24 protein-coding genes and 1 other RNA gene are annotated in these 26,879 nt (G+C 62.5%); 15 read left to right on the top strand and 10 right to left on the bottom strand.

The genetic code is table 11. The annotated features are described in order from the left end of the window. Positions 1-166 precede the first annotated feature (166 nt). Positions 167-3,922, top strand: coding sequence for an AsmA family protein (locus LPJGGPFB_RS14665; protein WP_173420566.1), 3,756 nt, complete (start codon positions 167-169; stop codon positions 3,920-3,922). Positions 3,923-4,324: 402 nt separating this feature from the next. Here LPJGGPFB_RS14665 and LPJGGPFB_RS14660 read toward each other — a convergent pair whose 3' ends face one another. Continuing rightward, complete coding sequence (locus LPJGGPFB_RS14660) at positions 4,325-5,116, bottom strand: hypothetical protein (protein ID WP_173420565.1); 792 nt, start codon at positions 5,114-5,116, stop codon at positions 4,325-4,327. 383 nt (positions 5,117-5,499) lie between these two features. Here LPJGGPFB_RS14660 and LPJGGPFB_RS14655 point away from each other — a divergent pair, with 383 nt between their 5' ends. Continuing rightward, a complete protein-coding gene (locus tag LPJGGPFB_RS14655; RefSeq protein WP_173420564.1) occupies positions 5,500-6,372 on the top strand; it encodes a GGDEF domain-containing protein in 873 nt (290 codons plus the stop codon). On the opposite strand, the gene LPJGGPFB_RS14650 is transcribed toward LPJGGPFB_RS14655, so the two are convergent. The 4 genes from LPJGGPFB_RS14650 to ssrA all read right to left on the bottom strand — a co-directional run bounded on the left by LPJGGPFB_RS14650 (position 6,352) and on the right by ssrA (position 8,007). After that, positions 6,352-6,588 (bottom strand): ribbon-helix-helix domain-containing protein, encoded by a 237-nt coding sequence (locus LPJGGPFB_RS14650; protein WP_173420563.1) that lies wholly within the window; start codon positions 6,586-6,588, stop codon positions 6,352-6,354. The genes LPJGGPFB_RS14655 and LPJGGPFB_RS14650 overlap by 21 nt on opposite strands. Positions 6,589-6,786: 198 nt before the next feature. Beyond that, positions 6,787-6,996 carry a DUF4169 family protein gene (locus tag LPJGGPFB_RS14645; protein WP_173420562.1) on the bottom strand — a complete coding sequence of 70 codons (210 nt, stop codon included), beginning with the start codon at positions 6,994-6,996 and terminating at the stop codon, positions 6,787-6,789. A gap of 20 nt (positions 6,997-7,016) precedes the next feature. After that, entirely contained in the window at positions 7,017-7,532 is a 516-nt protein-coding gene (locus LPJGGPFB_RS14640; RefSeq protein WP_173420561.1) for an SspB family protein, read from the bottom strand. A 111-nt stretch (positions 7,533-7,643) separates the two neighbouring features. Further along, positions 7,644-8,007: a transfer-messenger RNA gene (ssrA, locus tag LPJGGPFB_RS14635) on the bottom strand. A 139-nt stretch (positions 8,008-8,146) separates the two neighbouring features. On the opposite strand from ssrA, the gene LPJGGPFB_RS14630 reads away from it, so the two are divergent. The 10 genes from LPJGGPFB_RS14630 (at position 8,147) to LPJGGPFB_RS14585 (ending at position 16,930) form a co-directional block, all read left to right on the top strand. Beyond that, entirely contained in the window at positions 8,147-8,455 is a 309-nt protein-coding gene (locus LPJGGPFB_RS14630; protein WP_077500214.1) for a DUF2853 family protein, read from the top strand. Positions 8,456-8,658: 203 nt separating this feature from the next. After that, positions 8,659-9,453, top strand: coding sequence for a thymidylate synthase (locus LPJGGPFB_RS14625; RefSeq protein ID WP_173420560.1), 795 nt, complete (start codon positions 8,659-8,661; stop codon positions 9,451-9,453). A 152-nt stretch (positions 9,454-9,605) separates the two neighbouring features. Continuing rightward, positions 9,606-10,211 (top strand): glutathione S-transferase, encoded by a 606-nt coding sequence (locus tag LPJGGPFB_RS14620; protein WP_173420559.1) that lies wholly within the window; start codon positions 9,606-9,608, stop codon positions 10,209-10,211. Beyond that, on the top strand, positions 10,204-10,740 hold the full coding sequence (locus LPJGGPFB_RS14615; protein ID WP_173420558.1) for a dihydrofolate reductase: 537 nt from the start codon (positions 10,204-10,206) through the stop codon (positions 10,738-10,740). Before LPJGGPFB_RS14620 ends, LPJGGPFB_RS14615 begins: the two co-directional genes overlap by 8 nt. Before the next feature lie 256 nt (positions 10,741-10,996). Continuing rightward, entirely contained in the window at positions 10,997-12,100 is a 1,104-nt protein-coding gene (hflK, locus tag LPJGGPFB_RS14610; RefSeq protein ID WP_173420557.1) for an FtsH protease activity modulator HflK, read from the top strand. After that, on the top strand, positions 12,097-13,020 hold the full coding sequence (gene hflC, locus LPJGGPFB_RS14605) for a protease modulator HflC (RefSeq protein ID WP_173420556.1): 924 nt from the start codon (positions 12,097-12,099) through the stop codon (positions 13,018-13,020). Before hflK ends, hflC begins: the two co-directional genes overlap by 4 nt. A 7-nt stretch (positions 13,021-13,027) precedes the next feature. Beyond that, positions 13,028-13,213: a DUF2065 domain-containing protein gene (locus LPJGGPFB_RS14600; protein ID WP_025427670.1), complete on the top strand. Its 186-nt coding sequence runs from the start codon at positions 13,028-13,030 to the stop codon at positions 13,211-13,213. 6 nt (positions 13,214-13,219) lie between these two features. Continuing rightward, complete coding sequence (locus LPJGGPFB_RS14595; protein WP_025427669.1) at positions 13,220-13,606, top strand: ACT domain-containing protein; 387 nt, start codon at positions 13,220-13,222, stop codon at positions 13,604-13,606. A 362-nt stretch (positions 13,607-13,968) separates the two neighbouring features. Continuing rightward, on the top strand, positions 13,969-15,408 hold the full coding sequence (locus LPJGGPFB_RS14590) for a DegQ family serine endoprotease (RefSeq protein WP_173421053.1): 1,440 nt from the start codon (positions 13,969-13,971) through the stop codon (positions 15,406-15,408). Between the two features lie 619 nt (positions 15,409-16,027). Next, a complete protein-coding gene (locus tag LPJGGPFB_RS14585) occupies positions 16,028-16,930 on the top strand; it encodes a LysR substrate-binding domain-containing protein (protein ID WP_173420555.1) in 903 nt (300 codons plus the stop codon). 367 nt (positions 16,931-17,297) lie between these two features. Here LPJGGPFB_RS14585 and LPJGGPFB_RS14580 read toward each other — a convergent pair whose 3' ends face one another. Further along, positions 17,298-17,873 (bottom strand): GNAT family N-acetyltransferase, encoded by a 576-nt coding sequence (locus LPJGGPFB_RS14580; RefSeq protein WP_173420554.1) that lies wholly within the window; start codon positions 17,871-17,873, stop codon positions 17,298-17,300. After that, positions 17,870-18,757 (bottom strand): phosphoserine phosphatase SerB, encoded by an 888-nt coding sequence (serB, locus tag LPJGGPFB_RS14575; protein WP_173420553.1) that lies wholly within the window; start codon positions 18,755-18,757, stop codon positions 17,870-17,872. The genes LPJGGPFB_RS14580 and serB overlap by 4 nt, the downstream gene beginning before the upstream one ends. Between serB and miaA the strand changes: the two genes are divergently transcribed. Next, the gene (gene miaA, locus LPJGGPFB_RS14570) at positions 18,756-19,667 is read left to right on the top strand and encodes a tRNA (adenosine(37)-N6)-dimethylallyltransferase MiaA (RefSeq protein ID WP_173420552.1); all 912 of its coding nucleotides are present in this window, start codon (positions 18,756-18,758) and stop codon (positions 19,665-19,667) included. The genes serB and miaA overlap by 2 nt on opposite strands. Positions 19,668-19,847: 180 nt before the next feature. On the opposite strand, the gene LPJGGPFB_RS14565 is transcribed toward miaA, so the two are convergent. Next, the gene (locus LPJGGPFB_RS14565) at positions 19,848-21,401 is read right to left on the bottom strand and encodes an arylsulfatase (RefSeq protein ID WP_234902905.1); all 1,554 of its coding nucleotides are present in this window, start codon (positions 21,399-21,401) and stop codon (positions 19,848-19,850) included. A 608-nt stretch (positions 21,402-22,009) separates the two neighbouring features. Here LPJGGPFB_RS14565 and LPJGGPFB_RS14560 point away from each other — a divergent pair. Both LPJGGPFB_RS14560 and cax read left to right on the top strand, forming a co-directional pair. Further along, positions 22,010-22,336, top strand: a complete 327-nt coding sequence (locus tag LPJGGPFB_RS14560) for a potassium channel family protein (RefSeq protein ID WP_173420550.1) — start codon at positions 22,010-22,012, stop codon at positions 22,334-22,336. A gap of 79 nt (positions 22,337-22,415) precedes the next feature. After that, positions 22,416-23,513 carry a calcium/proton exchanger gene (gene cax, locus LPJGGPFB_RS14555; RefSeq protein WP_173420549.1) on the top strand — a complete coding sequence of 366 codons (1,098 nt, stop codon included), beginning with the start codon at positions 22,416-22,418 and terminating at the stop codon, positions 23,511-23,513. A gap of 64 nt (positions 23,514-23,577) precedes the next feature. Here cax and LPJGGPFB_RS14550 read toward each other — a convergent pair whose 3' ends face one another. Both LPJGGPFB_RS14550 and LPJGGPFB_RS14545 read right to left on the bottom strand, forming a co-directional pair. After that, entirely contained in the window at positions 23,578-24,384 is an 807-nt protein-coding gene (locus LPJGGPFB_RS14550) for a transporter (RefSeq protein WP_173420548.1), read from the bottom strand. A 297-nt stretch (positions 24,385-24,681) separates the two neighbouring features. Beyond that, positions 24,682-26,730 carry an ATP-binding protein gene (locus LPJGGPFB_RS14545; protein WP_173420547.1) on the bottom strand — a complete coding sequence of 683 codons (2,049 nt, stop codon included), beginning with the start codon at positions 26,728-26,730 and terminating at the stop codon, positions 24,682-24,684. Positions 26,731-26,879: the final 149 nt, after the last annotated feature.

Raw genomic sequence — 26,879 nt, 5'->3', positions numbered from 1 at the left:
GGGGAGAGCGGTGCTGCAGCCGCCCGGTGGGGCGGCAGGCAACGCCCTCGCAATGGATAAGGACGAAGGCGTCCAAATGTAATGGACGAAGACGTCGCTTTGGCGTTCATATGGACGCAGACGGCGCCGACGGGCGCCTTGAGAACTTGATGGGAATGTAGGCACGGTGCTTTCGCGAATTCTGGTTGCCATCGGCGGTCTTGTGGTCATTGCGCTTTTTGCGGCGCTGATCGCCCCGTGGTTCATCGACTGGACGGGATTCCGCAAGGAATTCGAACGCGAGGCAAGCCGCATCATGGGCAAGCCTGTCGTCGTCCACGGCAGCGTCGACGCACGGCTGATCCCGTTCCCGACGGTCACGCTCAATGACGTGCGCGTCGGCGGCAGCGACAAGGGCGAGCCGCTGATCCAGGTCGCGCAGTTCTCGATGAGCGCGGAACTGGCGCCGTTCCTGAGCGGCGAAGCCCTGATCTTCGATATGCGCCTCGACCGGCCGAAGGCCAAGGTCAGGCTTCTCCCTGATGGCACCCTCGACTGGGCGCGCGGCACGCGCACGGCGATCCCCGCCAAGACGGTGGTGCTGGAAAACGTCGAGATCACCAACGGCGAGATCGAGTTCATCGACGAGCAGACCGGCCGCACCCGGCGCGTGACCGACCTTTCCGCCGATCTTTCCGCCCGTACCCTGGCTGGCCCCTGGAAGGTGGAGGGGCGGGCTGCGCTTGATGGCGAGGCCGGCAGTTTCGCCTTTTCCAGCAACGAGGTGGACGAGACGGGTGCGCTGAGCCTCAAGGCGCGGGTGACGCCGGACAAGCGTCCCTTCGGCGTCGAGCTCGACGGTGCATTAAAGATCGTCGACTTCAAGCCGGTCTACGGCGGTCGCTTCACGCTGACCGAAAATCGCCCGCAGGGCGAGGCAAAGGATGCGGACGGCCATGCGCCGCTGCGCATCAACGGTGATTTCCAGCTGACCAATGAGAGTATCCGCGTGCCGGAATACCGGTTCGAGATCGGCCCCGCGGACGATCCTTACGTGGTGACCGGCGAGGCGACGCTTGATACCGGCAAGGATCAGAAGTTCCTGCTGATCGCCGACGGCCAGCAGATCGACGTCAGCCGCATCGGCAATTCCGGCAGCAACGGCAAGACCGGGCGCGACCCGGCGATTTCCATGCGCCAGCGGCTGGAAGCGATGCTGGCGATTGCCGCCGACATCCCCATTCCGCAGGTGCCGGGACGGGCCAGCCTGAAACTGCCGGCGATCGTCATCGGCGATACGACCGTGCGCGACGTGCGCATCGACGTGCAGCCGGATGGTGCCGGGTGGGTGATCGACAATGTCGTGGCCCTTCTGCCCGGGCGCACCCAGCTGGAGGCCAAGGGACGGCTCAACCTCAAGGGCCAGCGCTCGTTCCGCGGCGACCTGCTTCTCGCGTCCAACCAGCCTTCGGGCCTGGCGAGCTGGCTGGCGGGCTCCGTCGATCCGGCGATCCGCAAGCTGAAGACCGCGGGCTTTTCGGCAACCGTCAACCTGACCGACACGCTGCAGCAGTTCGAAAACCTGGAAGTGGCCGCCGGCGACGCCAGCCTCAAGGGGCGGCTCGAGCGTCAGTCCTTCGCCGAACAGCAGCCGAACCTGTCGCTGCAGCTGAACGGCAATCGCATCGACCTCGAAGCCCTGCAGGCGCTGGCGGGTCTGGTTGCCGGCGATGCTTCGGCCTCGACGCTGATGCAGCATGCGATTGCCGCCGACCTTTCCGCCGACGAGTTCTCCGCCTTCGGTGAGGACGCGCGCGACGTTCAGGCGGTGGTGACATTCAAGAATGGCCAGCTTCAGGCCGAGCGCGTGGCGATCGGTTCGCTTGCCGGCGCGCAACTTGCCTTTTCCGGGCGCGCCAGCGGCGATCTCGAAAAGCCGGTGATTTCGGCCAAGATGAAGCTGGCGGCCAAGGACCTGACACCGTTTCTGGAAATGATCGGTCGGCACGCCGTCGATCATCCGGCCCTTCGCCGCCTGACCCGGGCCGGACCATTCTATACGGACGCTGCCTTCGACGTGACGCTGACTGCCGGTAACAAGGAAGGCAACGCGCCGGCGACCTTCGGCATTTTCGGCACGGCCAACGGCACAAAGATCGCTGCCAGCTATCAGGCGCCCGACATGGCACAGGCGCTTTCCGGCAAGGGCATGCTGCTCGAAGCGACGCTCGAAAACCCGCAGACGCTGCTGCTTCTCGGCCAGGCCGGGTTCGACCCGCTGCCTTTCGATGCCGATGCCAATGGCATCCTCTCCATCAAGCTGCAGAGCACCGATGGCTCCAACGCCAATGGCACGGTGACCTTTACCACCGAGAAGACGTCGCTTGCCGCCAAAGGCAGCTTCGATCTCTCGCGAGACCATTTCCTCGAGGGCCAGGCCAAACTGACACTCCAGACCGAAGACCTCGAACCCTATCTGCTGCAGCAGGGCATCGCGTTGCCGCAGACGGGCACCGGCCTGCCGATCTCGGTTTCGGCCGACGTGGCGACGACACCGGAGGCGATCGCCTTTACGACCGTCGAAGGCAAGGCCGACAACAACGGCTTTGAAGGCGCCCTGACGATCGACCGCAAGGTGCCGGGCAAGGCCGAAGGCCAGATCAGTGTCGCAACGCTCGATCTCGCCTGGCTGGCCGAGGGCATCCTTGGCCATGTTCAGGACATGTCGAGCGGAGCGCTGTCGAAAACCCCCGTGACGCAACCCGCCTGGACCGGTTTCAACGTGGCGCTCGATGTGCAGGCCGCGAACTTCTGGCCGGGGTTCTACGGCGCCATCGGCAACTTTGCCGGCAAGCTTGAGTGGAAGGGCGACGAGATCGCTTTTACCGATGCGACCGGCGACTGGCTCGGCGGCAAGCTCGAAGGCCGGTTGCAGCTCGGCAATGCCAATGGCTCCGGCTTCCTGCGCTCGCGGCTCGACGTCAAGGGCGGGGATCTGGCGCAGGCTGGTTGGACGCATGCGGGCGCCCCGGTCGCCACCGGCACCTTCGACGTTTCGGTAGCGCTCGAGGCCTCGGGTGCGAACGCGCAAGCCATGGCCCATTCCGCAAGCGGCTCGGGCACCGCCACCTTCAACGGCGTGACGCTCAACGGCGTCAACAGCGCGGCGCTGCCGCAGCTGATGGCAACTGCCGACGCCATGAAGACGGAGATTTCGGCTGACGCAATCCGCCAGGCGGCGGAGGCAGCCGTGTTTTCCGGCCAGTCGGTCGTCGGTGTGGTCAAGGTCCCCTTCAGCATCGCCGGTGGCGTGCTCAGGGCGCAGAACGTCACGGCTGCCGACGGCAACGCGGCCTTTGTCGGCGAAGCATCGGTGGATCTGGCGGCGGAGCGTCTCGACGCGAACATCGACATGACCTTCCGGCCGGGCGACGAGGCGCTGGCCGGGGCCGAGCCGCGTGTGCGGCTGAGTTATGCCGGCCTGCTTTCGTCACCGGGCGTGAACCTCGATGTTGCCGATCTCTCGAATTTCCTGTCGCTTCGGGCGTTTGAGCGCGAGCGCCGGCGCGTCGAGACGCTGCAGGCCAACGTGCTTGAGAAGCAACGGCTGCGTCGCGAGGTTCAGCTTTACAAGGCAAAGGCGCAGCAGCGTGAAGTCGAGCGCCTGCGGGCGGTCGCCGAAGAGCGCCGGCGTGCAGCGGCGGCAGTTGAGGCGGAACGGGTGAAGGCGGATCTGGCGGCCCGCGCAGAGGCTGAACGAAAGGCGGCGGAAGAGGCCGCGCGCAAGGCAGCGGAAGAAGCCGCACGTATCGAACGCGAACGCCAGCAGCAACAGCAACTGGGCGCCCCGTCGCAGGTGCCGCCGGGAACTGTCGACGGGCCTCAGAAGCCGGGTGGGCAGGGGCTGAATTTCGACGTGCTGCCCGATGTCACGGTGCAATAGGGCGCTATAGCGCTTTGAATTGCCGCATGCTCATCGTTAAGCCAGGTACGATTTAAGGAAACATGCAGAAGGCGGGCCGGGGAAACGCGCGATCGCTTTGTTTTCACGTCTTTCCTGCTGGGCGACGCTTTGCATTTTTCCTGGACTGCGGCAGTGGAGCGGAACGCAGAGGCAGAGATGCTGTGCGTCTCTCCATGTCGCGGCAGCGGCTTGATCGCCGGCGCTTGGCTGACGCGTCCGGGGGCCTTGCAGGTGCCACTTGTCAGCTGTGCGCGCCGAGGCTGCTGTCGAACTTCAGGCATTCTGCCGCCTCCCCAGGTCGCGTGCGACTTGAGGAGAAAATGAAGCGGAACACCTGCCGTGCCATAGATCGCTCGTCGCCGACCGCCGCAACGCGTCGGATCAGAAGCGGATGGCGACCCCCAGGATCGGTCCGTGCTGCACCGTATCGTATTCGAAGCCGTCGTTGCTGTAGTTGACGCCGAGCGCGCGATAGCCGGCGACGGCCGAGATCGTATCGGTAAACTTGTAGCCGAGGCCGAGTGCCGCATCCCAATCGAGATCCGCGCCGCCACCGCCGACCAGCCCCCAACCGGTCAGATAAAACTCGGGCGTGAAGTTATAGGTGCCGCGCAGGCCGGCGACCGCATCGACCCAGGTGGCACCGTCATCCCGGCTGACACCATCCAGCGGGCCGCCGGAGAACGAAAGTGTGGTGTCGACGGACCAGACTCTCAAGCCACCGACGATATCGAGATTGGATGACTGGTCTTCGTAAATGGCATAGCCGACGCCCAGCAGCGCGGCAAAAGACGTCGAGTCCACATCCACGCTATTGGCGAGGATACCGTTCGGCGTGCTGCCGTCGGCGGACAGCTTGGTGTACATGACGTCGCCGAAGATGCTGTAGGGTCCGTTGCGCGCCTCGCCCATCGCCATGAAGGCAAAATCGAGATTGTCCCAGATGTCGCTGAAACTGGAATCGATATGCACCTCGGGCAGCCCGAACTGGGCCGTATCGCCCCTCAGGCCCGCCATCCAGAAGTAGGGTGCGACGGTGAACTGCCAGCCGCTTTCCGTCTCCTGCGGCTGCGCCGTGGGCGCAAGGAGCGGCGCGATGTCGGCGGCGCTGGCGACCGCGGCCGATGACAGGGTCAAACACGTGGCCAGACCGATCCGAGCATAGAGCTGCATGCCTTCCTCCCTCTCATGTTGCATGAGCGCCAGAGGTTGCGGCCACTGGCAGCACCTCGATTGTTCGAAATTAGATGATGCTAAACAAGCATATTCGCGTCAAATTCCGTTTCGGCACGCGGGAATTGTGCGAGGTGTGGCGCAAGGCACACAGAAGGCGAGGGGCGGGTTCCCGTTGCAATCAAAAGTCTATGTTTCAGCGGGCTGGCGCGGCCTGCTTTGCCCGGTGTGCGGCTCTGGTGCAGCGATCGAATGCCAATCTGATTCGGCTGCCGGCGCCTGTTGTGGCAGCAGTGAAGCGCAAAACCCCTAAAATCCTAATGGATTGATTGAGCAGGAGTTAGCATTCTGCCTTCACAGTGTGGCTTGCAACGGGGGGTGGCATGACGTCGCTGGATGAGGGCCTTGATCGCCGCGCGATCATCTGGATCGTGAACTGGACGTTCTCGGGCGCCGTCGGTTGCACGACCGTTGCCGTTCTCGTCACCTATTACTACATCGCCCCCTTCGGAGCTGAGGTGATGGCGACGTCGATGCGCCTTGCCCTGTTCATCCCGCTGCTCTTGGCGATCCCGCTTTTCGCCGTCATCGGCATCAAGCTCCAGCAGCTTGCATGCGCCAACGATCTGCTGACACTGGCGAGCCGCTACGACGGCCTGACCGGCTGTCTCAATCGCGCTGCGTTCACGTCGGATGTCACGGCGTTCGTTGCCGAACAGGATCTCAAGCCATTTCCAGCCACCTCCGCGCTGATGGTGTTGGACGCCGACCACTTCAAGCGCATCAATGATCGCCATGGCCATCTCGCCGGTGACGATGCGTTGGTGGCGATAGCAACCGAGATGCGCTTGGCGGTTGGCGATGTCGGCCTGATCGGCCGTCTCGGCGGTGAGGAGTTCGGCGTGTTCGTTCACCATGCCCACCCCGCAACGATCGGGGCGATGGCCGAGCGCATTCGTCTGGCGGTGGCCGAGCATGGGCAGGCGATTGCTCCGGATGCCGATCCGGTGACGGTCAGCATCGGCGTGGCGCTGTTTACCTATCCGGTACAGTACGAGGACATCTTCAAGATCGCGGACGACCAGCTCTACCTCGCCAAGAACACGGGGCGCAACCGGGTGTGCCTGATCGAGTATTCACGGCTGCCGGGCGGGATCAGGGCGATGGCGACCCAGCTGCGCGAGGGCCTCGCCGGCGCCCTGACCGACGGGTTCGCAAGCCAAGGCGACGAGGTGTCACGTGTCGCCGGCCGCTGAGCGCGGCACGTTCGACTTGATCCAGTCGAGAACGTAGACCCGAAGTGCCGAGGAGAGGTTGCTGTCACTGCCGCGCGCGTCGTCAATCTCGACGATCAGCTGGGCGATCGGCATGGCGCGGGTCGCCGCGATCGTCTTCAGCTCCAGCCAGAACGGGTCCTCGAGCGAAAAACTGGTGCGGTGCCCGTGCAGGGTGGCGGAGTGTTTTCGGATCATCGCCGGAGCTCGCAAATTGATTCAAGTCGTTGGCGGTTTGATTCGGGACGCTGCTGCAAGTCATTGCGGCAGAATCGCTTTTGCCGAGCCGTGCGCCGGCTTTGATGCTCTAGCAACGCATTCACGCGTGAGACGTTCCGCACAATCTGTTTCGATGATGATTTGAAGAAGGTCGCAGCCGCTTACGCGCCCTGTGCCTCAGTCCTCGGCCTCATCGGGTCGATCGGCTGCGGGCTGGCGGCGCCCCTGGTCGAGGGCTTTTGCCGCTTTCGCGTTCAAGGCTTCGGTCAGCGATTTCTCGGCCTTGGTGCGGCCGAACGAGATACGGTTCTGTTCGGCCTGCTTCTCTTTTTCGGCGCGGGCATTGCGCTTGCGGAACTGGCGTAGATTGACGACGTCACCACTCATGCCGCGCCCTTTCAGCTGCCTCAGTTCTTCTTGCGGAAGGAATCGAGCGAAACGACCGAGCCGCCGCCATTCTTGGCTTCGCCGGATTTCTCCGCGTCCTTGGGCGGCACTTCGCCGTCGGTTTCAGGCACGGGGTAGGCGGTGATCTCCGCCGATTCGAGTTCTTCCTCTTCGGCCACGGCCACGTCGAACTCGAGTTCGAAGTTGACCGAGGGGTCGTAGAAGCCGCGAATGGCATTGAACGGAATGACGAGCCGCTCCGGTGTATCGGAGAAGGAAAGGCCGATCTCGAAGCCGATATCGGAGACCTTGAGTTCCCAGAACTGGTGCTGGACGACGATGGTCATCTGCTCGGGATACTTGGACTTCAGGTGCTGCGAGATGCGAACACCCGGCGCTCCGGTCAGGAAGGTGATGAAGAAATGGTGTTCGCCGGGCAGGTGGCCGGTGGCGGCAACCTCGGTCAGCACCTTGCGGATGACGCCGCGAAGCGCATCCTGTGCCAGAATGTCGTAGCGAATGTGGTCCTGGCCCATGGGATTCCCGTCTTTCTCGAACTCAATTCTACTGTCGGCTTTCCATTGCCCGTCAGAATATGACGAGTCAATTATCCAAGCATCTATAGACCATTTCGAAGCGGGGGAGAAGGTGAAGGCTTCTGTTGCCAGGTGCCTTCGGACCCCGCCTTACGGTGCTACCCGGAAGGACTTGATTTGAAGTGTCGCACCGCCGTTAGGCAGCGAGACGTGCTTCAGCATAGTTGTCGTTTGCAACTATAAGTTTAGCCCGATAACGGTGGTACAATGCCGAGCAAAAAGTCGATCTTTACGCCCTTGTCGATCCTATTTCGCCCCCATCAAAAGCCGGTCATCGACGTGTCGACCGGTTTTTGGTGGAGGCGCCGGGTACCGCCCCCGGGTCCAATGGGTTTATTTCACCGCCCGTTTATTGCCATAGCCGCCCGAAGACGGCATCTGTCATATAGGTCTTTCCAGCGCCCAAGAAAAGGGGAGCAAGCGGATAAATCGCTGCTTTTCCAAAACGCTTGACATGATTGGCAGCCATGAAAAACTCCGGCTGCTGCAGGCGGGCCGCTGGGGCATGCGGGGTACGGCTGCGGTTTTTCGAGCAATCCCAACGTGGAGGCATCATGACCGACTATCTCGCAGATGTGCAGAAGTATGACAGCGGCGCCGATGAAGCCGTTGTGAACAAGATCGTGCGCCATCTCGGCATTGCGCTTCGCAACAAGGATTCCTCGCTCGTATCGGCCACCGACCCCAAGGAGCTCGATCGCGTCAGGGAAAAATGGTGCGAGAAGAAGCTCGGCGTCGCGGGTGCGGACGCGGACGCAGCCATCTCGGCCACGGCGAAGGCGATGTCTGCGGACCGCTCCAAGTCGCGCGTGACCTTTTACTATCTGGTGGCCAAGAACCTCGGCAAGCTGCAGACGCTGTAGGTCGCGGTGAGGTCGGGTCGGATCGCCCCGGGGTCATCAACCGAACCGATGCCTTGAGGCGGGATGCCGGTGGAAAACGCGCAGGTTTCCTCAAGGTCCCGGCTCGAGCGCGGCTAAATTTGCGGGATAAACATCCCCAAGACATTGGTTTGCCGCCGGCTTCACCCTAAATTTGGGACAACACGAATCGGCGGCGCCAGACCATGCAGCAATATCTCGACTTCCTCGATCATGTGATGACCAGCGGAACCGACCGGGGCGACCGGACGGGAACGGGCACGCGCTCGGTCTTCGGCTACCAAATGCGCTTCGATCTGGCGGAAGGCTTCCCGGTGCTGACCACCAAGAAGCTGCACCTGCGCTCGATCATTCACGAACTGCTCTGGTTCCTGAAGGGCGAGACCAACATCGCCTATCTCAAGGACAATGGCGTCAGCATCTGGGACGAGTGGGCGGACGAAAACGGCGATCTCGGCCCTGTTTACGGCTACCAGTGGCGCTCCTGGCCGGCGCCGGACGGACGGCATATCGATCAGATCGCCGGTCTCGTCGAAAGCCTGAAGACCAATCCGAATTCGCGCCGGCATATCGTTTCGGCCTGGAACCCGGCGCTGGTCGACGAGATGGCGCTGCCGCCGTGCCATTGCCTTTTCCAGTTCTATGTCGCCGACGGCAAGCTTTCCTGCCAACTCTACCAGCGCTCGGCCGACATCTTCCTCGGTGTGCCCTTCAACATCGCCTCCTACGCGTTGCTGACGATGATGGTTGCGCAAGTGACCGGGCTGAAGCCGGGCGATTTCGTCCACACCTTCGGCGACGCGCACATCTACCACAACCATTTCGACCAGGCGCGGCTGCAGCTTGCCCGCACGCCGAAGACATTGCCGACCATGCAGATCAATCCTGATGTCAAGGATCTGTTTGCGTTCCGTTTTGAAGACTTTACCCTTGTCGGTTACGAAGCCGATTCAACGATCAAGGCGCCGATCGCCGTCTGACTGCTCGCCGCTTCGGGCAGTGCGGGCGGCGTGATCGATACGGGCATTCGCGTGATGGCGGCAGACCGGGAGGTCTTCCGCCTATGACGTAATTCAGGCGTTGCAGCGACCTTGGCGTGTTCTGTTTTACGCCGCGCTGTCGGGAGGTTTCGATGCTGACGCTCATCCACGCACCGCAGTCGCGCTCCTCGCGGATCGTCTGGCTGCTCGAGGAGATCGGCGCGGAATACGAGATCCGCTATGTCTCGATCCGCCGCTGGGATGGAACCGGTGCGCCCGACGAAAACAATCCGCATCCGCACAAGCAGGTGCCGGCGCTGCTGCACAAGGACGCTCTGATCTGGGAATCGGCGGCCGTGGTGCAATACCTCACCGACCTTCATCCCGAATGCAGCCTCGGGCGGTCGCCCGGCCATCCCGAGCGCGGCGCCTATCTCTCCTGGCTCGCCTATTATGCCGGCGTGATCGAGCCGACGGCGCTGGCGCACATCACCGGGGCGACGATCAGCAATCCGGCGCAGGCGCGGCTCTACAGCGAAATGTGCGGGCATGTGATCGACGTGCTCAGCCGGCAGGCCTATCTGCTCGGCGCGACGATGAGTGCCGCCGATCTGCTTTTGGCCAGTGCGCTGCAATGGATGCGCAAGATCCTGCCCGAGAGCGAGGTCGTCGACCGCTACATAAGGGTGGTGACGGACCGTCCGGCCCTTGTCAGGGCAAGTGAAATCGACAGCAAACCGAATGGGTTCCATGACTGATACCAGCACCAACGAACCGAAAGTCTCCCTCATTGCAGCGGTTGCCGCCAACGGCGTGATCGGCCGCGAGGGTGATCTGCCCTGGCGGCTTCCGACCGACCTCAAGCGCTTCAAGGCGCTGACGATCGGCAAGCCCGTGATCATGGGGCGCAAGACCTGGGCCTCGATCGGGCGTCCGCTGCCGGGCCGGGCGAACATCGTCATCAGCCGCAGCGCTGATTACTCCGCCGAGGGCGCGATCGTCGTGCATTCGCTGGAAGAAGCGCTCGCCGCGGCGCGGCGAGAAGCTGAGGCAACCGGTGCGGACGAGGTCTGCGTCGTCGGCGGCGGCGAGATCTATCGCCAGGCGATCGGTGCGGCGGATATCCTTCATATCACCGAGGTTCCGGCCGAAGTCGAAGGCGATGCGCGCTTTCCCGAAATCGATCCCGCCGTCTTCGACAAGGTGTTCGAAGAGGATCTGCCGCAGAGCGAGAAGGACAGCCATGCCATGCATTTCGTGACCTGGCGCCGGCGTAGCGCAGGTTGATCTGGGATCATTGATCGGCGCCGGCCGACGGCGAAGGTGCCGCTGCACGTTCGAGGTGTCACAGCGCTTTGGTGCGGCAGATGCGACGCGCGGCGCTGTAACGGCCTATTCGTCAACTATTTTGAACCATTTACGGTGAACTCTGGCCTATCGCGTTGAAAGCGATGCATGTCATACCTATAACGGGTTCACATCGTGGACGTCCGTGCATTCGCGCGGCAGTTCATCGTGAGCAGTATTCAAAAGAGAGGTTTTGATGCCCTGGAGCAATCAGAATGGCGGCGGCGGCCCTTGGGGTGGCGGCGGCGGCGGCGGAGGCAATCAGGGTCCATGGGGCCAGGGGCCGAACCGCCCGCGCGGTGGTGGTGGCAAAGGCGGCCCGCCGGATCTCGAAGAGATCATTCGCCGTGGCCAGGATCAGCTGAAGAACGTCGTTCCCGGCGGCTTTAACGGCGGCGTCTTCGCCATCGTCGGCCTGCTGATCGTCGGCTTCATCCTGATCAACTCGATCTATACCGTCCAGCCGGATGAACGGGGCGTCGAAATGCGCTTCGGCAAGCCGAAGGACGAGATCTCGATGCCGGGCCTGCACTACCATTTCTGGCCGCTCGAAACCGTCGAGTTCGTCAAGATTACCGAGCAGCAGCAGAACATCGGCGGTCGCAACAGCGGTCAGTCGAATGCCGGCCTGATGCTCACCGGCGACCAGAACATCGTCAACGTCCAGTTCTCGGTGCTGTATTCCGTCACGGACCCGAAGCACTACCTGTTCAACGTCGAAAATCCGTCCGACACGCTGCAGCAGGTTGCCGAAAGCGCCATGCGCGAAGTGGTCGGCCGTCGTCCGGCCCAGGACATTTTCCGTGATAACCGTCAGGCGATCGCCGCCGACGTGAAGAGCACGATCCAGGCGACGATGGACAGCTACGGTGCCGGCATCTCGGTCAACACCGTGGCGATCGAGGATGCGGCTCCGCCGCGCGAAGTTGCCGACGCGTTCGACGAAGTGCAGCGCGCCGAGCAGGACGAAGATCGCTTCGTCGAAGAAGCCAACCAGTATGCCAACCAGATCCTCGGCAAGGCCCGCGGTCAGGGCGCGCAGATCCGCGAAGAGGCAGCCGCCTACAAGGATCGCATCGTCAAGGAAGCGGACGGTGAAGCCCAGCGCTTCATCTCGGTCTACGACGAGTATTCCAAGGCGCCCGACGTGACCCGCAAGCGTCTCTATCTCGAAACGATGCAGGGCGTGCTCGGCAAGTCGAAGAAGGTCATCATCGACGAGAAGAACGGGCAGGGCGTCGTGCCCTATCTGCCGCTGAACGAAATCGGTCGGCCGGCACAGACGGGAGCCGCACAGTGATCAACAATCGTACTTCAATCATCCTGATCCTGCTCGCGGTCGTCTTCGTCGGTCTCTACTCGTCGGTCTTCGTGGTCAACGAGCGCCAGCAGGCGGTCGTCGTCCGCTTCGGTCAGATCCAGGACGTCAAGACCGAGCCGGGCCTCTACTTCAAACTGCCCTTCGCCTTCATGGATGCCGATCGCGTACAGTACGTCGAGGACCAGGCCCTGCGCTTCGATCTCGACAACATCCGCGTCCAGGTCTCGGGCGGCAAGTTCTATGAAGTCGACGCCTTCGTCGTCTACAAGATCGCCGACCCCCGCCGCTTCCGCGAAACCGTTTCGGGCGACCGCGACTCGGCCGAGGCTCGGTTGCGCACTCGTCTCGACGCATCGCTGCGTCGCGTCTACGGTCTGCGCGGTTTCGAGGCAGCACTCTCCGACGAGCGTGCATCGATGATGCGCGAAGTTCGTGCCGACCTCCAGGCCGATGCCGAAACGCTCGGCCTCAGGATCGAGGACGTTCGCATCCGTCGCACGGACCTGACGCAGGAAGTCTCGCAGCAGACCTTCGACCGCATGAAGGCCGAGCGTCTGGCGGAAGCCGAGCTGATCCGCGCCCGTGGTAATGAAGCCGGCCAGCGTCGCCGCGCCATCGCCGACCGTCAGGTCGTCGAGATCGTCGCCGACGCCCAGCGCGAATCGGAAATCCTGCGCGGTGAAGGCGAAGCCGCACGGACGAAGACCTTTGCCGACGCATTCGCACGCGATCCGAAGTTCTTCGAATTCTACCGTTCGATGACCGCCTATACGGAGTCGATCGGCAGCTCGGACACGACGCTCGTGCTGTCGCCGCATTCGGAGTTCTTCCGTTATTTCAATGACTCGGAAGGCAACCCGCCGGCTGCGACAACGACGCAACCGGCGACCGGGAACTAAGCGGACTATGTCCGACTTTCTGACCGGGATCGCTTTCTTCCTGATCATCGAGGGGCTGGTGTACGCACTGGCCCCTTTGGTTTTAGTGGAATTGGCGAAGCGTTTGCCGTATGTCCCGGAGCATCAGCTTCGACTGGCCGGGGTATTTTCCGTTGCCGCCGGTGTCGGACTTGTCTGGTTGCTTCGAGGATAATGCGAAATGCCACATAAACTGCTGATCCGGCTGGTCGATGCCGAATATGCGATCACCCGTCTCAATGTCGGTTCCCAGATGCCGGAATGGCTGCCGGGGCCGGGTTTCTGGACCGTGTCCAGCTCGCGAGAGGAAATGACCCTCGTCTGCCGCGCCGCGCGCGTGCCTTCCAGCACCCAGAGCTCGCTCGGCTGGCGCTGCTTCCGCATCGAACAGCACTTCAGCGTTGACGTGCCGGGCGTGCTTTCTTCCGTGCTCAGGCCGCTTTCGGCCGCAGGCATCGGCGTCTTTGCCAATTCGACCTTCAGCACCGACTACATCTTCGTGCCCGGTTCCGATCTCGACAAGGCGGTGCAGGCGCTGAAAGAACATGGGCACGAGATCACGATCTGATCGTCGGTCCCTATCCGCTCTTTTGGGTGGATCAGAAAATCGTGTCTGGACGCTTCTGAATTCCGCCGTATCTTCAAAGGAGGATCGGGCGGAACGGGATCCCCGGATCGCGTCGCTGTTACCAGCTGCATGACGCCTACGACCGGCATCGGTCGAAGGATTAGGGTATGCTGAAAATCAAGGTCGCTGCAGCGATCCTTGCGTCTGTTGGGCGCGTGGGGCTGCAGAGCATCGCATGACGCGCTATCCTTTGAGGTATCGCACCGCCGAGACAATGTGAGGAGCTCCGCGAATTGTCCACTCGATCGAAATCCCTCGGCGCCCTGGCGCTGGCCGCCTCGCTGCTTCTGTCCAATGTCGCGATGGCGCAGACGGCCGCCGTTCGCCCGCCGAGCAATGGCCCCGCATCCGTCGCCGACCTTGCCGCCGGCCTGCTTGATGCGGTCGTGAACATTTCGACGTCCCAGCGCGTCAAGAACGACGACGATGCGCCGACGCCGCAGGTGCCCGAGGGCTCGCCCTACCAGGACTTCTTCGATGAATTCTTCAAGGGGCAGGCAGACAAGGGCGGCAACCGCCAGCGCACCGTCAATTCGCTGGGCTCCGGCTTCGTCATCGATCCCGCCGGCGTCATCGTCACCAACAATCACGTGATCGAAGGTGCCGACGATATCGAGGTGATCTTTGCCAACGGCAGCAAGCTGAAGGCCAAGCTCGTCGGCAAGGATACCAAGACCGATCTCGCGGTGCTGAAGGTCGAGCCGAAAGCGCCCCTGAAGGCGGTACCTTTCGGCGATTCCCGCAAGATGCGCATCGGCGACTGGGTCATGGCGATCGGCAACCCGTTCGGCTTCGGCGGCTCGGTGTCCGTCGGCATCATCTCGGCGCGCGGTCGCAACATCAATGCTGGCCCCTACGACAATTTCATCCAGACGGACGCCGCCATCAACCGCGGCAATTCCGGTGGCCCGCTGTTCAACATGCAGGGCGAGGTGATCGGCATCAACACCGCGATCATTTCGCCTTCAGGCGGCTCGATCGGCATCGGTTTCTCCGTTCCGACCGAGCTTGCCGCCAATGTGGTTCTGCAGCTCAAGGACTTCGGTGAGACACGGCGCGGCTGGCTCGGGGTGCGCATCCAGCCGGTGACGGACGATATCGCCGAAAGCCTGAAGCTGGCCTCGCCGCGCGGTGCGCTGGTCTCGGGTATCATCGAGGGCGGGCCGATCACCAAGGGTGAGATCAAGGCTGGAGACGTAATCATCAAGTTCGACGGCAAGGATGTCTCGGAGATGCGCGACCTGCAGCGGGCAGTCGCCGAGAGCGGCGTCGGCAAGGCCGTGGACGTCGCGATTATCCGCGACGGCAATGAGCAGACCGTCAAGGTCACGCTCGGCCGGCTGGAGGATGGCGAAGACGTCGCCAATGCCTCGGCAACCACAAGCGACGAGGGCAGTGACGACAAGAAAACCGACCAGCCACCAGCCGCCGAGATGCCGGCCTCCGACACGGTGCTTGGCATGAAGCTGACCACGCTCAATGCCGAAAGCCGCAAGAAGTTCGGCATTGCCGACGATGTCGACGGCGTCGTGATCGCCGAGGTGCAGGCAGGCTCGGCCGCAGCCGAGCGCCGGGTCGAGCCGGGTGACGTCATCGTCGAGGTGGGGCAGGAGGCGATGGATACGCCTGACGACGTCTCCGAGCGTGTCGAGGAGCTGAAGTCTGACGGTCGGCGCAATGCGCTGCTGATGCTTTCCAACAAGACGGGCGAGCTGCGCTTCGTCACCGTTCGTATGGAATAGCGCGGCACGGCGCGATGGCATTTTCCTGAATCCTTTCAGGTTCATCGCGCCGCTTTCTCCAAGGCTGATTCCGGCTCTTCAGATTCCGATTCAGGATCACTTCTTCTGCCGAGCGCCGTCGGCTGGATCGATGAAGCCGCGAGCATTGTCGTGGGGTACCGTTGCCGCGCCACCCTCTCTTGTCCGTCCGTCGTTTCAACCAGACGCGCTTGACGCCAGATCATGCCACCTGCCCATCGGGGCGCGCGTCGGTCGCGGTGGCGATTGCGTCGCTGCTGATGTTGCCCTCGGATCGGTGCGGATCTGAGGCTTCATGCATGAGAGGTGCTTTCTAACTCATGGTAGCAGCTTCGAATTGAAGTCGGCATGGATCAGCGGGCGTGGTGCTCCGGAGTGATCAGTCGCTGCTGCAGCCTCGGCATGCGCCCGATGCCGCGTGTGAACCGCTGCCGTGTTTCTGGCGCCCTGGCGGTTGAAAAGTCATCAGGCGAAGGGCGTCGATCAGGGTCTCGAGGATGGCGTACATGGCCGGATCCTCCTTTCTGTCCTTCATTTCAACGCACTTGCCGCCAGCGCTCAAACGAGTTTACAGTCTGCTTCGGATGACTTGAGGTTATGCATGAAGCGCGGCCGCCTACCCCTGACAGCGTTGCGGAGTTTCGAGGCGGCGGGCCGGCTCGAAAGCTTCACGCTGGCTGCCGGCGAGCTTTTTGTCTCGCAGGCGGCCATCAGCCGGCAGATCCGTGAGCTGGAGGACCTTGTCGGTCGGCCGCTGTTCGAGCGTCGGCATCGCAGCGTCAGCCTGACGGCGGAGGGGCGGTCGCTGCTGTCGGTGCTGACGTCGGCCTTCGACATGGTCGGAGACAGCCTGGAGGCGCTCTCAGGCCGCAAGGCAAGCCAGATATTGAAGGTCAGCGCCGAGCCATCCTTTGCCGGCTGCTGGCTGCTGCCGCATCTGGCTGAGTTCCAGGGCGAGCATCCCGAGATCGACTTGGTGATCGACGCCGATCCCCGGCTGGTGGGGTTTCGCAGCGGTGACGCCGATATCGCCATCCGCCACAGCTTGAACCTCTCGTCCTGGCCGCGCGTCGAGGCGCGGAGACTTGCTCAGGTGGAAATGATCCCGGTGATTGCGCCGGAGCTTTCGCGGTCCGGCCGGCCGTTGTCGACGCCTGCCGATCTCCTGCAGCATGCTCTCCTGCACGAGGACAACCGCGAAGCATGGCAGCAATGGTTCGCCGCTGCCGGGGCAGGGCCGGTTCGCATCGAGCGGGGCGCGATCTTTGCCGATGGCGCCATGGTGCTGCAGGCGGCGCTACGCGGCAACGGCGTCGGGCTGATCGACCGCGACCATGTGCGTGACGAGCTCAAGACTGGACGCCTGCTGCAGCCGTTCGACATCTCGGTGCCCTACGGTGCCTTCTTTCTGGTGGCGCGGCGGTTTGATGCGCTGTCGCAGGCAGCGCAGTCGTTCGCTGCTTGGGTCGAGAAGAATTATCCGGGGGTAGGGCGCGAGCGCTGATTCCTCAGCGAGGGTGGTGGGGGAGGCTGCCCCTCATCCGCCTGCCGGCACCTTCTCCCCGCGCGCGGCAGAAGGGCGATCGTCGTGACCGTCTCGCAGGCGCTATGGACTGGCTATTGTTCACGTCGAGTGGGTGGCAGTTGGAACTCTCCGCCGCCACACACAGTGGCGCACGGTGGTGGCAAGTGGCGCCATCTCTGAGGGTGAATACGCCTATGAAGGCCGGCAACGTCACGCCCAGCGTCTCTCTCCCCGCTTGCGGGGAGAGATGTCCGGCAGGACAGTGAGGGGCAAGCCCCAAGCGATGAGCGCAGGGCGGCATGCGGATGGAGCGTGTGCGAGAAACCTTACCGGCGTTGCGGCGTGATCACGTCCCGGCTTTTGCCGGCTGCGCCTGCCAGTCCGCCCGTGTCATCGCATAAAGAACGTGGCGAACGAGCTCAGGTTTGTCGGCGGGGATGCGTGGGTGGTTGAAGTCGCGGGTGGGGTCGCGGTGCATGCCGAGGCGGACCATCACCGCCGTCGAGCGGTTGTTCTCGGGAATGGCGAACGAGACGATCTCACGCAGGCCCTTTTCCTCGAAGCCGAAGCGGAGAAGGTCGAACGCCGCCTCGGTGATATACCCTTTGCCCCAGAAGGGGACGGCAAGCCGCCAACCGATCTCCACCGTGCCTTTCGGCAGGAAAGGGTCGAGGTCGGTGTAAGCGAGACCGCAGAAACCGATCGGCCGATCGTCCGCCTTGAGGGCAACTGCGAAGAAGCCAAGTCCGGTTTCTGTAATGCCGCGGCCGACGCGGTCGAACAGTGCATCGGATTCCTCGCGGCTGCGGCGATGGGGGAAGAATTCCATCACTCTGGGATCGTTGTTGATCTCGAAGAAGAGATCGCGGTCGGTCTCCCTCCAGGCGCGGATGCGCAGCCGCTCGGTTTCCGAGACGATCATCGCACGAAATCGGTCTTGCGATAGCCCTGCAGATAGAGGAGGGCCGTGAGGTCGCCATGGTCGATGCGCACCTTCGCCTGCTCGGCAACCACGGGCTTGGCATGGAGCGCAACGCCGGTGCCGGCGAGCTGCAGCATGCCGAGGTCGTTGGCGCCGTCGCCGACGGCAAGCGCCTCGTCGGTGGAGATGCCGAGGCGGCCTGCGATGTCGATGAGCGCGTCGACCTTGGCCTGCTTGCCGAGGATCGGCTCGGCGACTTCGCCGGTCAAGGTGCCGTCCTTCTCGATCAGGGTATTGGCGCGGTTTTCCTGGAAGCCGAGCATGTCAGCGACGGGGCCGGTAAAGACGGTGAAGCCGCCGGAGACGAGCGCGGTGTAATAGCCCTTCGCCTTCATGGTGGCGATCAGCTCGGGGCCGCCAGGCGTCAGCGTGATGCGCCGGGCGATGACATCGCCGACGACGCTCGAGGGCAGGCCCTTCAAAAGCGCGACGCGCTCGATCAGCGCCGGCTCGAAGGCGATCTCGCCGTTCATGGCGCGGGCTGTGATGGCGGCGACCTTGTCCTTGAGGCCCACTTCGGCGGCAAGCTCGTCGATGCATTCCTGGCCGATCATGGTGGAATCCATGTCGGCGATCAGAAGCTTCTTGCGCCTTGTGTCGGCGTCCTGGACAGCGACGTCGACTGCCACGCCGTTGAGTGCGCCGCGTAGCGCCGCCTCGGCGGCGAAGGGGTCTGTGCCGTCCCTGAGCGCGAGGTCGCAGGCGATGCCGTCGGCGAGCCAATAGAGGCCGGATGCCTTGACGGCGTCAGCGGCGGCTTCCGCGAGCGCTGGCGTCAGAACAGGATTTGACGGATTGGCGATAAGCGTGGCAACGAGAGCCATGGACAACAACCTTGAAACCGATACGGACGCGATCCTGATAACCGGGCCGACCGCCAGCGGCAAGTCCGCGCTTGCGGTCGAATTGGCGCGCCGGCATGGTGGCGTGGTTATCAACGCCGACAGCATGCAGGTCTATGATACCTTGCGGGTGCTGACCGCCCGCCCTGACGAGGCCGACATGGGTGGTGTCGAGCACTGTCTTTACGGCCATGTGCCGGCGGGGGAGCCCTATTCGACCGGTGCCTGGCTGCGCGAGGCCGAAGCGCTGGTCGACCAACTGCGCAAGGCCGGCCGACTGCCCGTCTTCGTCGGCGGCACCGGGCTCTATTTCAAGGCGCTGACCGGCGGGCTTGCCGACATGCCGCAAATTCCACCAGCCATCCGCGAGCAGTTGCGTGAGCGGCTGAGGCAGGAGGGGCCGGAAGGGCTGCATGGCGAGCTTGCCGCGCGCGATCCTCAAACGGCAGAGGCGCTGAAGCCCGGCGACGGCCAGCGCATCGTGCGCGCGCTCGAAGTGATGGAGGCGACCGGCCAGTCGATCCGTGTCTACCAGCAGAAAAACGGCCCTGAGATCATCGATCCAAAGCGCGCGCGAAAGCTGGTGGTTCTGCCGGATCGCCAGGTGCTGCATGAGCGCATCAACCGCCGCTTCGGCCTTATGCTGTCAGGTGGGGCTATCGACGAGGTGGGTGCGCTCATGGCGTTGAACCTCGGTCCGGATATGCCTGTCATGAAGGCGATCGGTGTCAGCCAGATTGCAGCTCTCTTGCGCGGCGAGATGGATGAGGCCGAGGTGATCGAGACCGGCTCTGCCGCGACCCGGCAATATGCGAAGCGCCAGATGACCTGGTTTCGCAACCAGCTCGACGACAGCTGGCAGCGCATCGCGAATGCTGCCGAGTTACTTTGAACTCGGGGCGGGCGATCGCGCAGTCAGTTGACGATAAGCGTTTGAATTTGTTGGGAGGAAATTCAGATTTGCAGCGTAAAGCCGCCGGTCTCGGCGGCTTTGTCGTTCGGTGCGGGGACGTTTAGTCGTCAGCACAACGGCCCGTTCTCGCTCTTCCTCAGACCTCACCGGGGAGTGCGTTTAGTTGCCTGTCGGCATTGATAAGGTGAACCCTTCTTTAGACAACTGATCGCGCATCCACTGGAATTGCTCATATTTCGAGATTTCGATCGGACCGGCGTAGCTCTGGCTCTGCAGCTTGCGCGGCGGATACTTCACATAGGTTTGCATCAGCTGTTTGATCGCGTCGCTGATGGTTACCATCGTCCAGGTCCGCTCCGTATAATTGTTCATGAAGATGTCGTAGCGCTCCTGCGGATCCTGCCAGAGATCGAAAACCTGCGGGACCGTTGCGACATATTTGGATGGACCTTTCCAGCCAAGGTTCGAATCGACCGCCAGCCCCCCTGTCGACTGACCGTCGTCGCCGCGCAGGTTGAAAACGGCCTTGTAGTTGCCGACACGGGCAGCGCCGGGCGAAAGTTCGTTCTCGGTGAAGTAGAACCAGGATGTGCGTTCCGACTTGCCCGTACCGAGCAGGATCGGTGACATGTCATAGCTATCGAAAATGGTCGGCTGGCCCTCGCGGTCCTTATCCGGCAGGGCGACGCCGGCGACGGAGGCGAATGTTGCCATCAGATCAAGGCCGCCGACGATATCGTGGTTCTTGCTGTTGGGCTTGACCTTGCCCGGCCAGACAGCGATGGCGGGAACACGATTGCCGCCTTCACGGACGGTACCCTTGGTGCCACGGAATGGCGTGTAACCGGCGTCAGGGTACACATCCTGCCAGGCACCGTTATCGGTGGTGTAGAACACGAGGGTATTTCTGTCCAAGCCGGTCTCATGGAGCTTATCCATGATGCGGCCGATACGGGTGTCCAGTTCGACGATGCTGTCGGCATACTTCGATTTCGACATCGACTTATGCTCGAACTCGGGTGCAGGCATGTTCGGCTGATGCACCTTCATGAAGTTGACGCTGATGAAGAACGGCTTGTCGGATTTGGATGCGTCGTCAAGGAAGCCGACTGCGGCCTTCTCGACATAGCTATCGAAGAACGGGATGCCGACAACGCCCGGTGCACCGTTGATCGTCGGCGTATCGACGTACTGGCCGTTGATCTTGAACTCTTCCACGGCCTTTTCACCGGTTCTGCCCGATAGTGCGCCTTTGGTCACGCGCTGGAACATCGCTCGCAGCTTCGGATCCATGTCGGGGAACCAGGTTGGATCGGCGTAGGTATAGGCGTTCAGGTGATAGAGCCCACAATATTTCATCACGTCGAAGCCCTGGGCGTTCGGTAGCGCGTAGTCGGCCTCCCCAAGGTGCCACTTGCCGGTGAAATAGGTATCGTAACCGCCAAGTTTGAGAACGGACGCAAGTGTCCATTCGGCGGCAGGCAGGCCACCGCCTTCGCCTTGAAACGCGACCGTTGTCATGCCGCTGCGATTGGGAATTCGCCCCGTAATCATCGCTGCACGGCCGGGCGTGCAGCTCGGCTGGGCGTAGAAGTCAAAGAACGTCATTCCACTGGCCGCCATCTTGTCGATGTTAGGTGTCGGCATGCCGCGTCCTTCTCCGCCGCCATAGGGTCCAAGGTCGCCGAACCCGGTGTCATCGGAGACAATCATGAGAATGTTCGGCTTGGCCGATGGCGCAGTCTGGGCTGTCGCCGATCCACAAGGGACGGCGAACGTCAGCACTGCAGCGGCTGTCGCGAGGAGGGCCATTCGCGTTCCGGCGCCCAGTTCGAACCTTGGAAATGAGTGTGGTCTATCAGCGTGGTCTATCATGATCTGTGTCCTCATCTGTTGCATGGATGTGACCGTGAATTAGATAGGCGGGAATACGCGCAGCCCGGCTGGATGAGCCAGGCGGCGGGAAGCCCGATTGCTGTTCTGGCATTGTGCGCACCGTTGGTACGCGGCGCACCATCTCCTTTTTTAGAGTTTGCGCAAGTACGTTACGGTAACGAAGAAGATCACTCGTCGGTTGGCCCTCCGATGTGTCCCGTGTGCGGTAGCGCGAGAGCTTCCATGCCGACAACGTGCACCACAAAATCCGGCCGATGACCGACGCTGTCGTAACCGTTACAGAGTTGACATCTCGCCACATTAGATCACCCTGAATTGCAAGGGGACTGGGGCAGCGACGTTGTCGTCGGCATCAGCATCAGTGGAAATGTCTTTCAGGCGATCGTCGCAGGGATAACCGGCGTTCGTTTCTCGGGCGGGGTCCGATGAAGTCCAGACAAACGAGACTCTTCTTCTTCAAAGAGTTCTATCGCCAGCTTGGCGTTGTCTGGCCGATCTTGTCCGGTATTCTTTGTGTGATGGTCGGCTGCGGCGTGGTGATCGGGCGAATAGAAGACTGGCGGATAACCGACGCCCTGTATTTCACCTTCGTTACCGGTCTCACCATCGGATACGGAGATCTAGCACCGAGCCACACGTCTTCGCGCGCTTTGGCTCTCGTGATTGGCCTTGCAGGGATTGTTCTGACGGGTCTCGTTGCCGCCGTCAGCGTCCAGGCGCTGAGGGCCACAGCCGATAAAAACAACGAATGAGGGCCGCTACAACAGAGCCCTGTTTTCTTCATCTGTCTGCAGTCCGGTCGAGACGCCTCGGTGCTTTTTGGGGGGTATCATGAGCCAGCTTTGGCATGAAATTCGGCACACTCCGCTCCTTTGGCTGCTGGTTCTGGCGCCGCTGGTGTTGGTGGCCCATAGCGCAGTGCCCGAGGCGCACACGCTGCTGTTCCTGTTGTCGGTGTTGGCGATCATTCCATTGGCAACCTTGCTCAGCCACGCCACCGAAGCCGTTGCCGCGAGAACGGGCGACACGGTCGGCAGCCTTCTCAACGCGACGCTCGGCAATCTGACCGAACTCATCATTGCGCTCGCCGCATTGCGGCTTGGTCAGTACACGCTGGTAAAAGCCTCCTTGGCCGGCGCGATCGTCTGCAACACGCTCTTCATGCTGGGGGCGTCATTCCTGCTCGGCGGCCTGAAATACCATGTTCAGGACTACAACCGCGTCAGCGCTCGCCTGCAGACGAGCCTGCTTTTCCTGGCAACGATCGCGCTGATCGTACCCTCGGCAATGGCCGAAGCCGATAGTCTCGCGGCGGCGCCGGACTTCATGCAGGATCTGAGCTTCGGTCTGGCGATCCTGCTGATCATCACCTACGTGTTGGGGCTGTACTTCTCCCTGAAGAGCCATCGCGAATTGTTCGGCAGTGCGGAGCACGCTACCTCGGATGAGCCTCCCTGGCCGTTGAGTGTTGCGCTCGCTACGCTTGCCGTCGTGACGGTCACGGTCGCCCTGGTCAGCGAAGTGTTCGTGGAATCGGTGCAGCATGCGGCAGAGACGTTCGGAATGACGCCCGCATTCGTGGGCTTTATCGTCGTTGCGCTCGTCGGGGCAGCCGCAGAAATGACCTCGGCGTTTTCCGGCGCTCGCAAGAACCGGCTGGACCTGAGCGTCGGCATTGCGCTCGGCAGTGCGGCCCAGATCGCCCTCTTCGTTGCTCCTGTTCTCGTGCTTTTGAGTTACGTCATCGGCCCGGCGCCGATGGACCTGCAGTTCTGGCCGGGTGCAGTAATCATGGTGCTGGTGGCCGCAATGACGGCCATCATCGTCACGAACAGCGGTCGTGCCGCTTGGTTTGTGGGCGTGCTGATGCTGATGGTCTATCTGATCTTCGCCATGACGCTGTATCTGCTGCCGCCCAAACTGCTGTGAGTTCACGCGCAGGCACGCAACCCCGACGACGGCCGCGGCATTGCGGTACGCCCGATCTCGGGCATTACTTCGGAAACAGGAATGTCATCGTCAGGCGGACGCCGAGGCCCTCCGGGCCATTGTCAGGCGCTGCCGCCCAATAGCGCACGCCGGCGCCGAGGCTGATCGGCTGCTTGTCGATGGTGATCAGCTTGGAGATGTTGAAGTTGATCGGGACGCTCCATTCGTCCGCCTTCCAGTCGTAGGTGGATTCGGTGTTGAGCGTGAAAGTCCAGGCGTCCGGCGTGGTGTAGGACAGGAACGGCTGCAGGAAGGTGGAGCTGATGTCGTTGCGCTCGTCGCTGCCGGCAAACGACCAGATATGGTTGGCGAGCGCGCCGTAGGTCCATTCGCCCTCCTGCTTGAGGATAACAACGGTCGGGCCGATGCCCCATTTTTCGCCGCCGAGCAGGTCGTCGGTCGCCGTCGGGATCAGGAAAGCCGGGCCCACGCCCCAGATGATACCGCTTTCGGTGGGCTTGGCGGGCGAAAAAAACAAGCTCTGCAGCGTATCGCCAAGGCCGAACTGCGAGCCGCTCGGGCCGGCGATGTCGTTCTGAGACGTCACCGGCAGAATGGTTCGCGAAATGACGTTCCAGTCCGCGTTCAGCGAAAAGGGGATGACCGGCTGGATGTTGACGGTCGTCTTGTTGCCGTCATCAGGGCCGTAGCCGTGGTCGTAATTGAACTGGAAAGGAACGCTGATCAGCGAGGCAATCGGGTTTGAAAGCTTCTTGGCGAGATCCGCATTCGAATCCTGCGCCTGCGCCTGCGCCGTCGTCGCGAATATGGCGAACAAGGCTGTGGCGTACTTCAACCTGGCATATCGCATGATCGACCCCCTCAATCGACCGACATGCATCGATTCTTGTGCACCCCGGCCATGATTCTCAGATGCGTCCAGTGTGGCTGCGTCATCGTATTTTAGCAACGGCAAGAAAACGCGAGGCAGATCTTAGGTTGCATGACGGTGCCGCGCGCCCGTTTGGCCAGGCGGGATTGGTCCGCTGGCGATGTCAATACGCCCTTGGTCGCGTGCCATGTCCCAGCCGCCGACGATCCGGCGGACAAGCCCGGAACCACCTTCAGGGCGACACCGGGACGAGGACCTGCCAAGGCACGCTCGGCCTCAGGGTTTGCGGATGATGCTGCCGAGCGGGCGCTTGAGAAGGCTGTCGCGCAGCGAGCCTTCGCGCCGCGGCTCCGCTGCGGGGCGGGCGGCATTGGGATCGGCGGGTGACAGCGGGCGATAACCGGTCGTCGGCTCGGGGGGCTCCGTCAGAAGCTGCTGGCGGATCTGATTGAAGCGTTCAAGCTGCGGATTGCCGGGCTCCGGTGCGCGCGGCAGCATATCGGGGCGGTAGGGCTCGATTTCGTCAGGGCTCTCTGCGAAGTCAGTCTCTGCCGGCTCGTCGCGGGCCTCCGGTCCCAGTTCCGTGGCCCAGAGCCGCTCTTCCTGTTCACCGGGGTCGGTGGCCGCCAGATAGCTTTGCTGGAAACTGGAGATGTTCGGGCCGGTGATCGCCCGCATGCGGTTGACGATCGAGCGAATGTCGACGGTCGGTGGCGCGTCCTCATCCACGCGGTCGGTGATCCCGTGGGCGCGCGGCAGCCGCTCCTCCTTGACGCGGTCGAAGCGCATGCGCATGGGCACCGCCACCGCCTCGCCGAACGCGATGGCTTCGCCGTTGCCGATCGACGAGATAAAGCTGGTGGTCGAGATCGACGAGTTGGGAATGGCCGAGCGGATGATGTCCTGGTCGCGGTCGTTGGCAAGCCGCATGGCAAAGACCGTCGAGCACTGCGACAGGATCGTCGGGTCGAGTTCGCCCGGGCGCTGGGTGATGATGCCGAGCGAGACGCCGTATTTACGGCCTTCCTTGGCGATGCGGGCGATCGCCTGGCGCGTCGGCAGGAAGCCAAGCGAGGGATCGGCGGGCACGTAGCGGTGGGCCTCTTCGCACACGACCAGCATGTGGATGCCGCCATTGCTCCAAAGGCCGATTTCGAACGCCATGCGGCAAAGGACCGAGGCGACGGAGTTGACGACTTCGGAAGGAATGCCGGCAAGCTGGAAGGTGGAGATCGGCCGGCCTTCGCCGGGAATGCGGAAAACCTTGGCGATCGTATCCTGGATCGTGTCGGAGATCGTGTTCGACGAGAACATGAAATGGTAGCGCGGGTCGTTGATCGCCGAGATAATCCGGACTTTGAGCGAGCGCAGGTGCGGCTTGTCGTTTCGCCCTTCGAGCCGTCCGATGCGCTCCTCGATCAGCGCCAGCAGATCGGCGATGCGATAGGGCACTGGCGTGTCGGCGGTCACCGAGCTTTTTTCCGACTGGCGCCGCATCAGGCCGGATTCGGCGCTGCCCTTGAAGGCCTTCTTCGCGTCCGGGATGACGTCGCGCAGGATGTCGAGCTCTTCGGGAACGGCCGGTCGGCCACGGAAAATGACTTCGGCGAATTCTTCCAGCCGGAAGAACCAGAAGGGCAGGTCGAGCGTTTCGGGGTCGATGACGACCGAAAGCTCGGGGAAGGCGGCGGCGAACTCGTTGTGCGGATCGAGGATCAGCACGCGCAGCTTCGGATCGGCGGCAATCGCCTTGTTGAGCAGCAGCGTCACGGCGGTCGACTTGCCGACGCCCGTGGTGCCGACGATGGCGAAATGCTTGGCGAGCATCGACGGCACATGGATCGTCGCATCGAGGCTTTCGTCCTGCGTCAGCTTGCCGATGATGCAGCAATCGTCCTGGCCGGAATCGTAGATGCGGGCGAGATCTGCGGCGCGGATGCGGTGGGCAACCGCACCGAGATAGGGGTAAACGCTGATGCCGGCGGAAAACTCCTCGCGGCCGCTTGGGCCCGGATGGACTTCGCCCATCAACTCGACTTCGATGCGGAACGTGTTGTTGGTGTCTTCGCCCCATTCGGAGCCGACAGTCTGCATGGAATAGACGAGCGCGACGACGCGGTTCCTGCCCACGGTGATCGAAATCAGCCGGCCCACCGACCAGAGTTCGGTCAGCGACGTTTCGCCCTGTTCGGCGACGGCGGCGATGGTTGCGCGCGAACCGCTGCACGCAACGACGCGGCCGAGGAAGCGATTGCCGGGCTTCAAGCCGTCGCGGCGATCCTGCTCTCCGGCACGTATCGAGGAATGAAGATCATTGTTCAGCAACGCAAAACCCCGCACAACGGTCCTTCATGTTAGCGCTGGGGATTTAACAACTCGTTTCGACACAGGCTGCGAGCGACGCGGGCCTGATCTGGTGCATTGTTCGGATTGTTATATGCGAGTAAACTAATATAGCGAATTCAAAAATCTGC

The organism is Ensifer adhaerens (assembly GCF_013283195.1).
Taxonomy (GTDB): Bacteria; Pseudomonadota; Alphaproteobacteria; order Rhizobiales; family Rhizobiaceae; genus Ensifer; species Ensifer adhaerens_G.
This window is presented reverse-complemented; position numbering and strand designations above follow the sequence as displayed.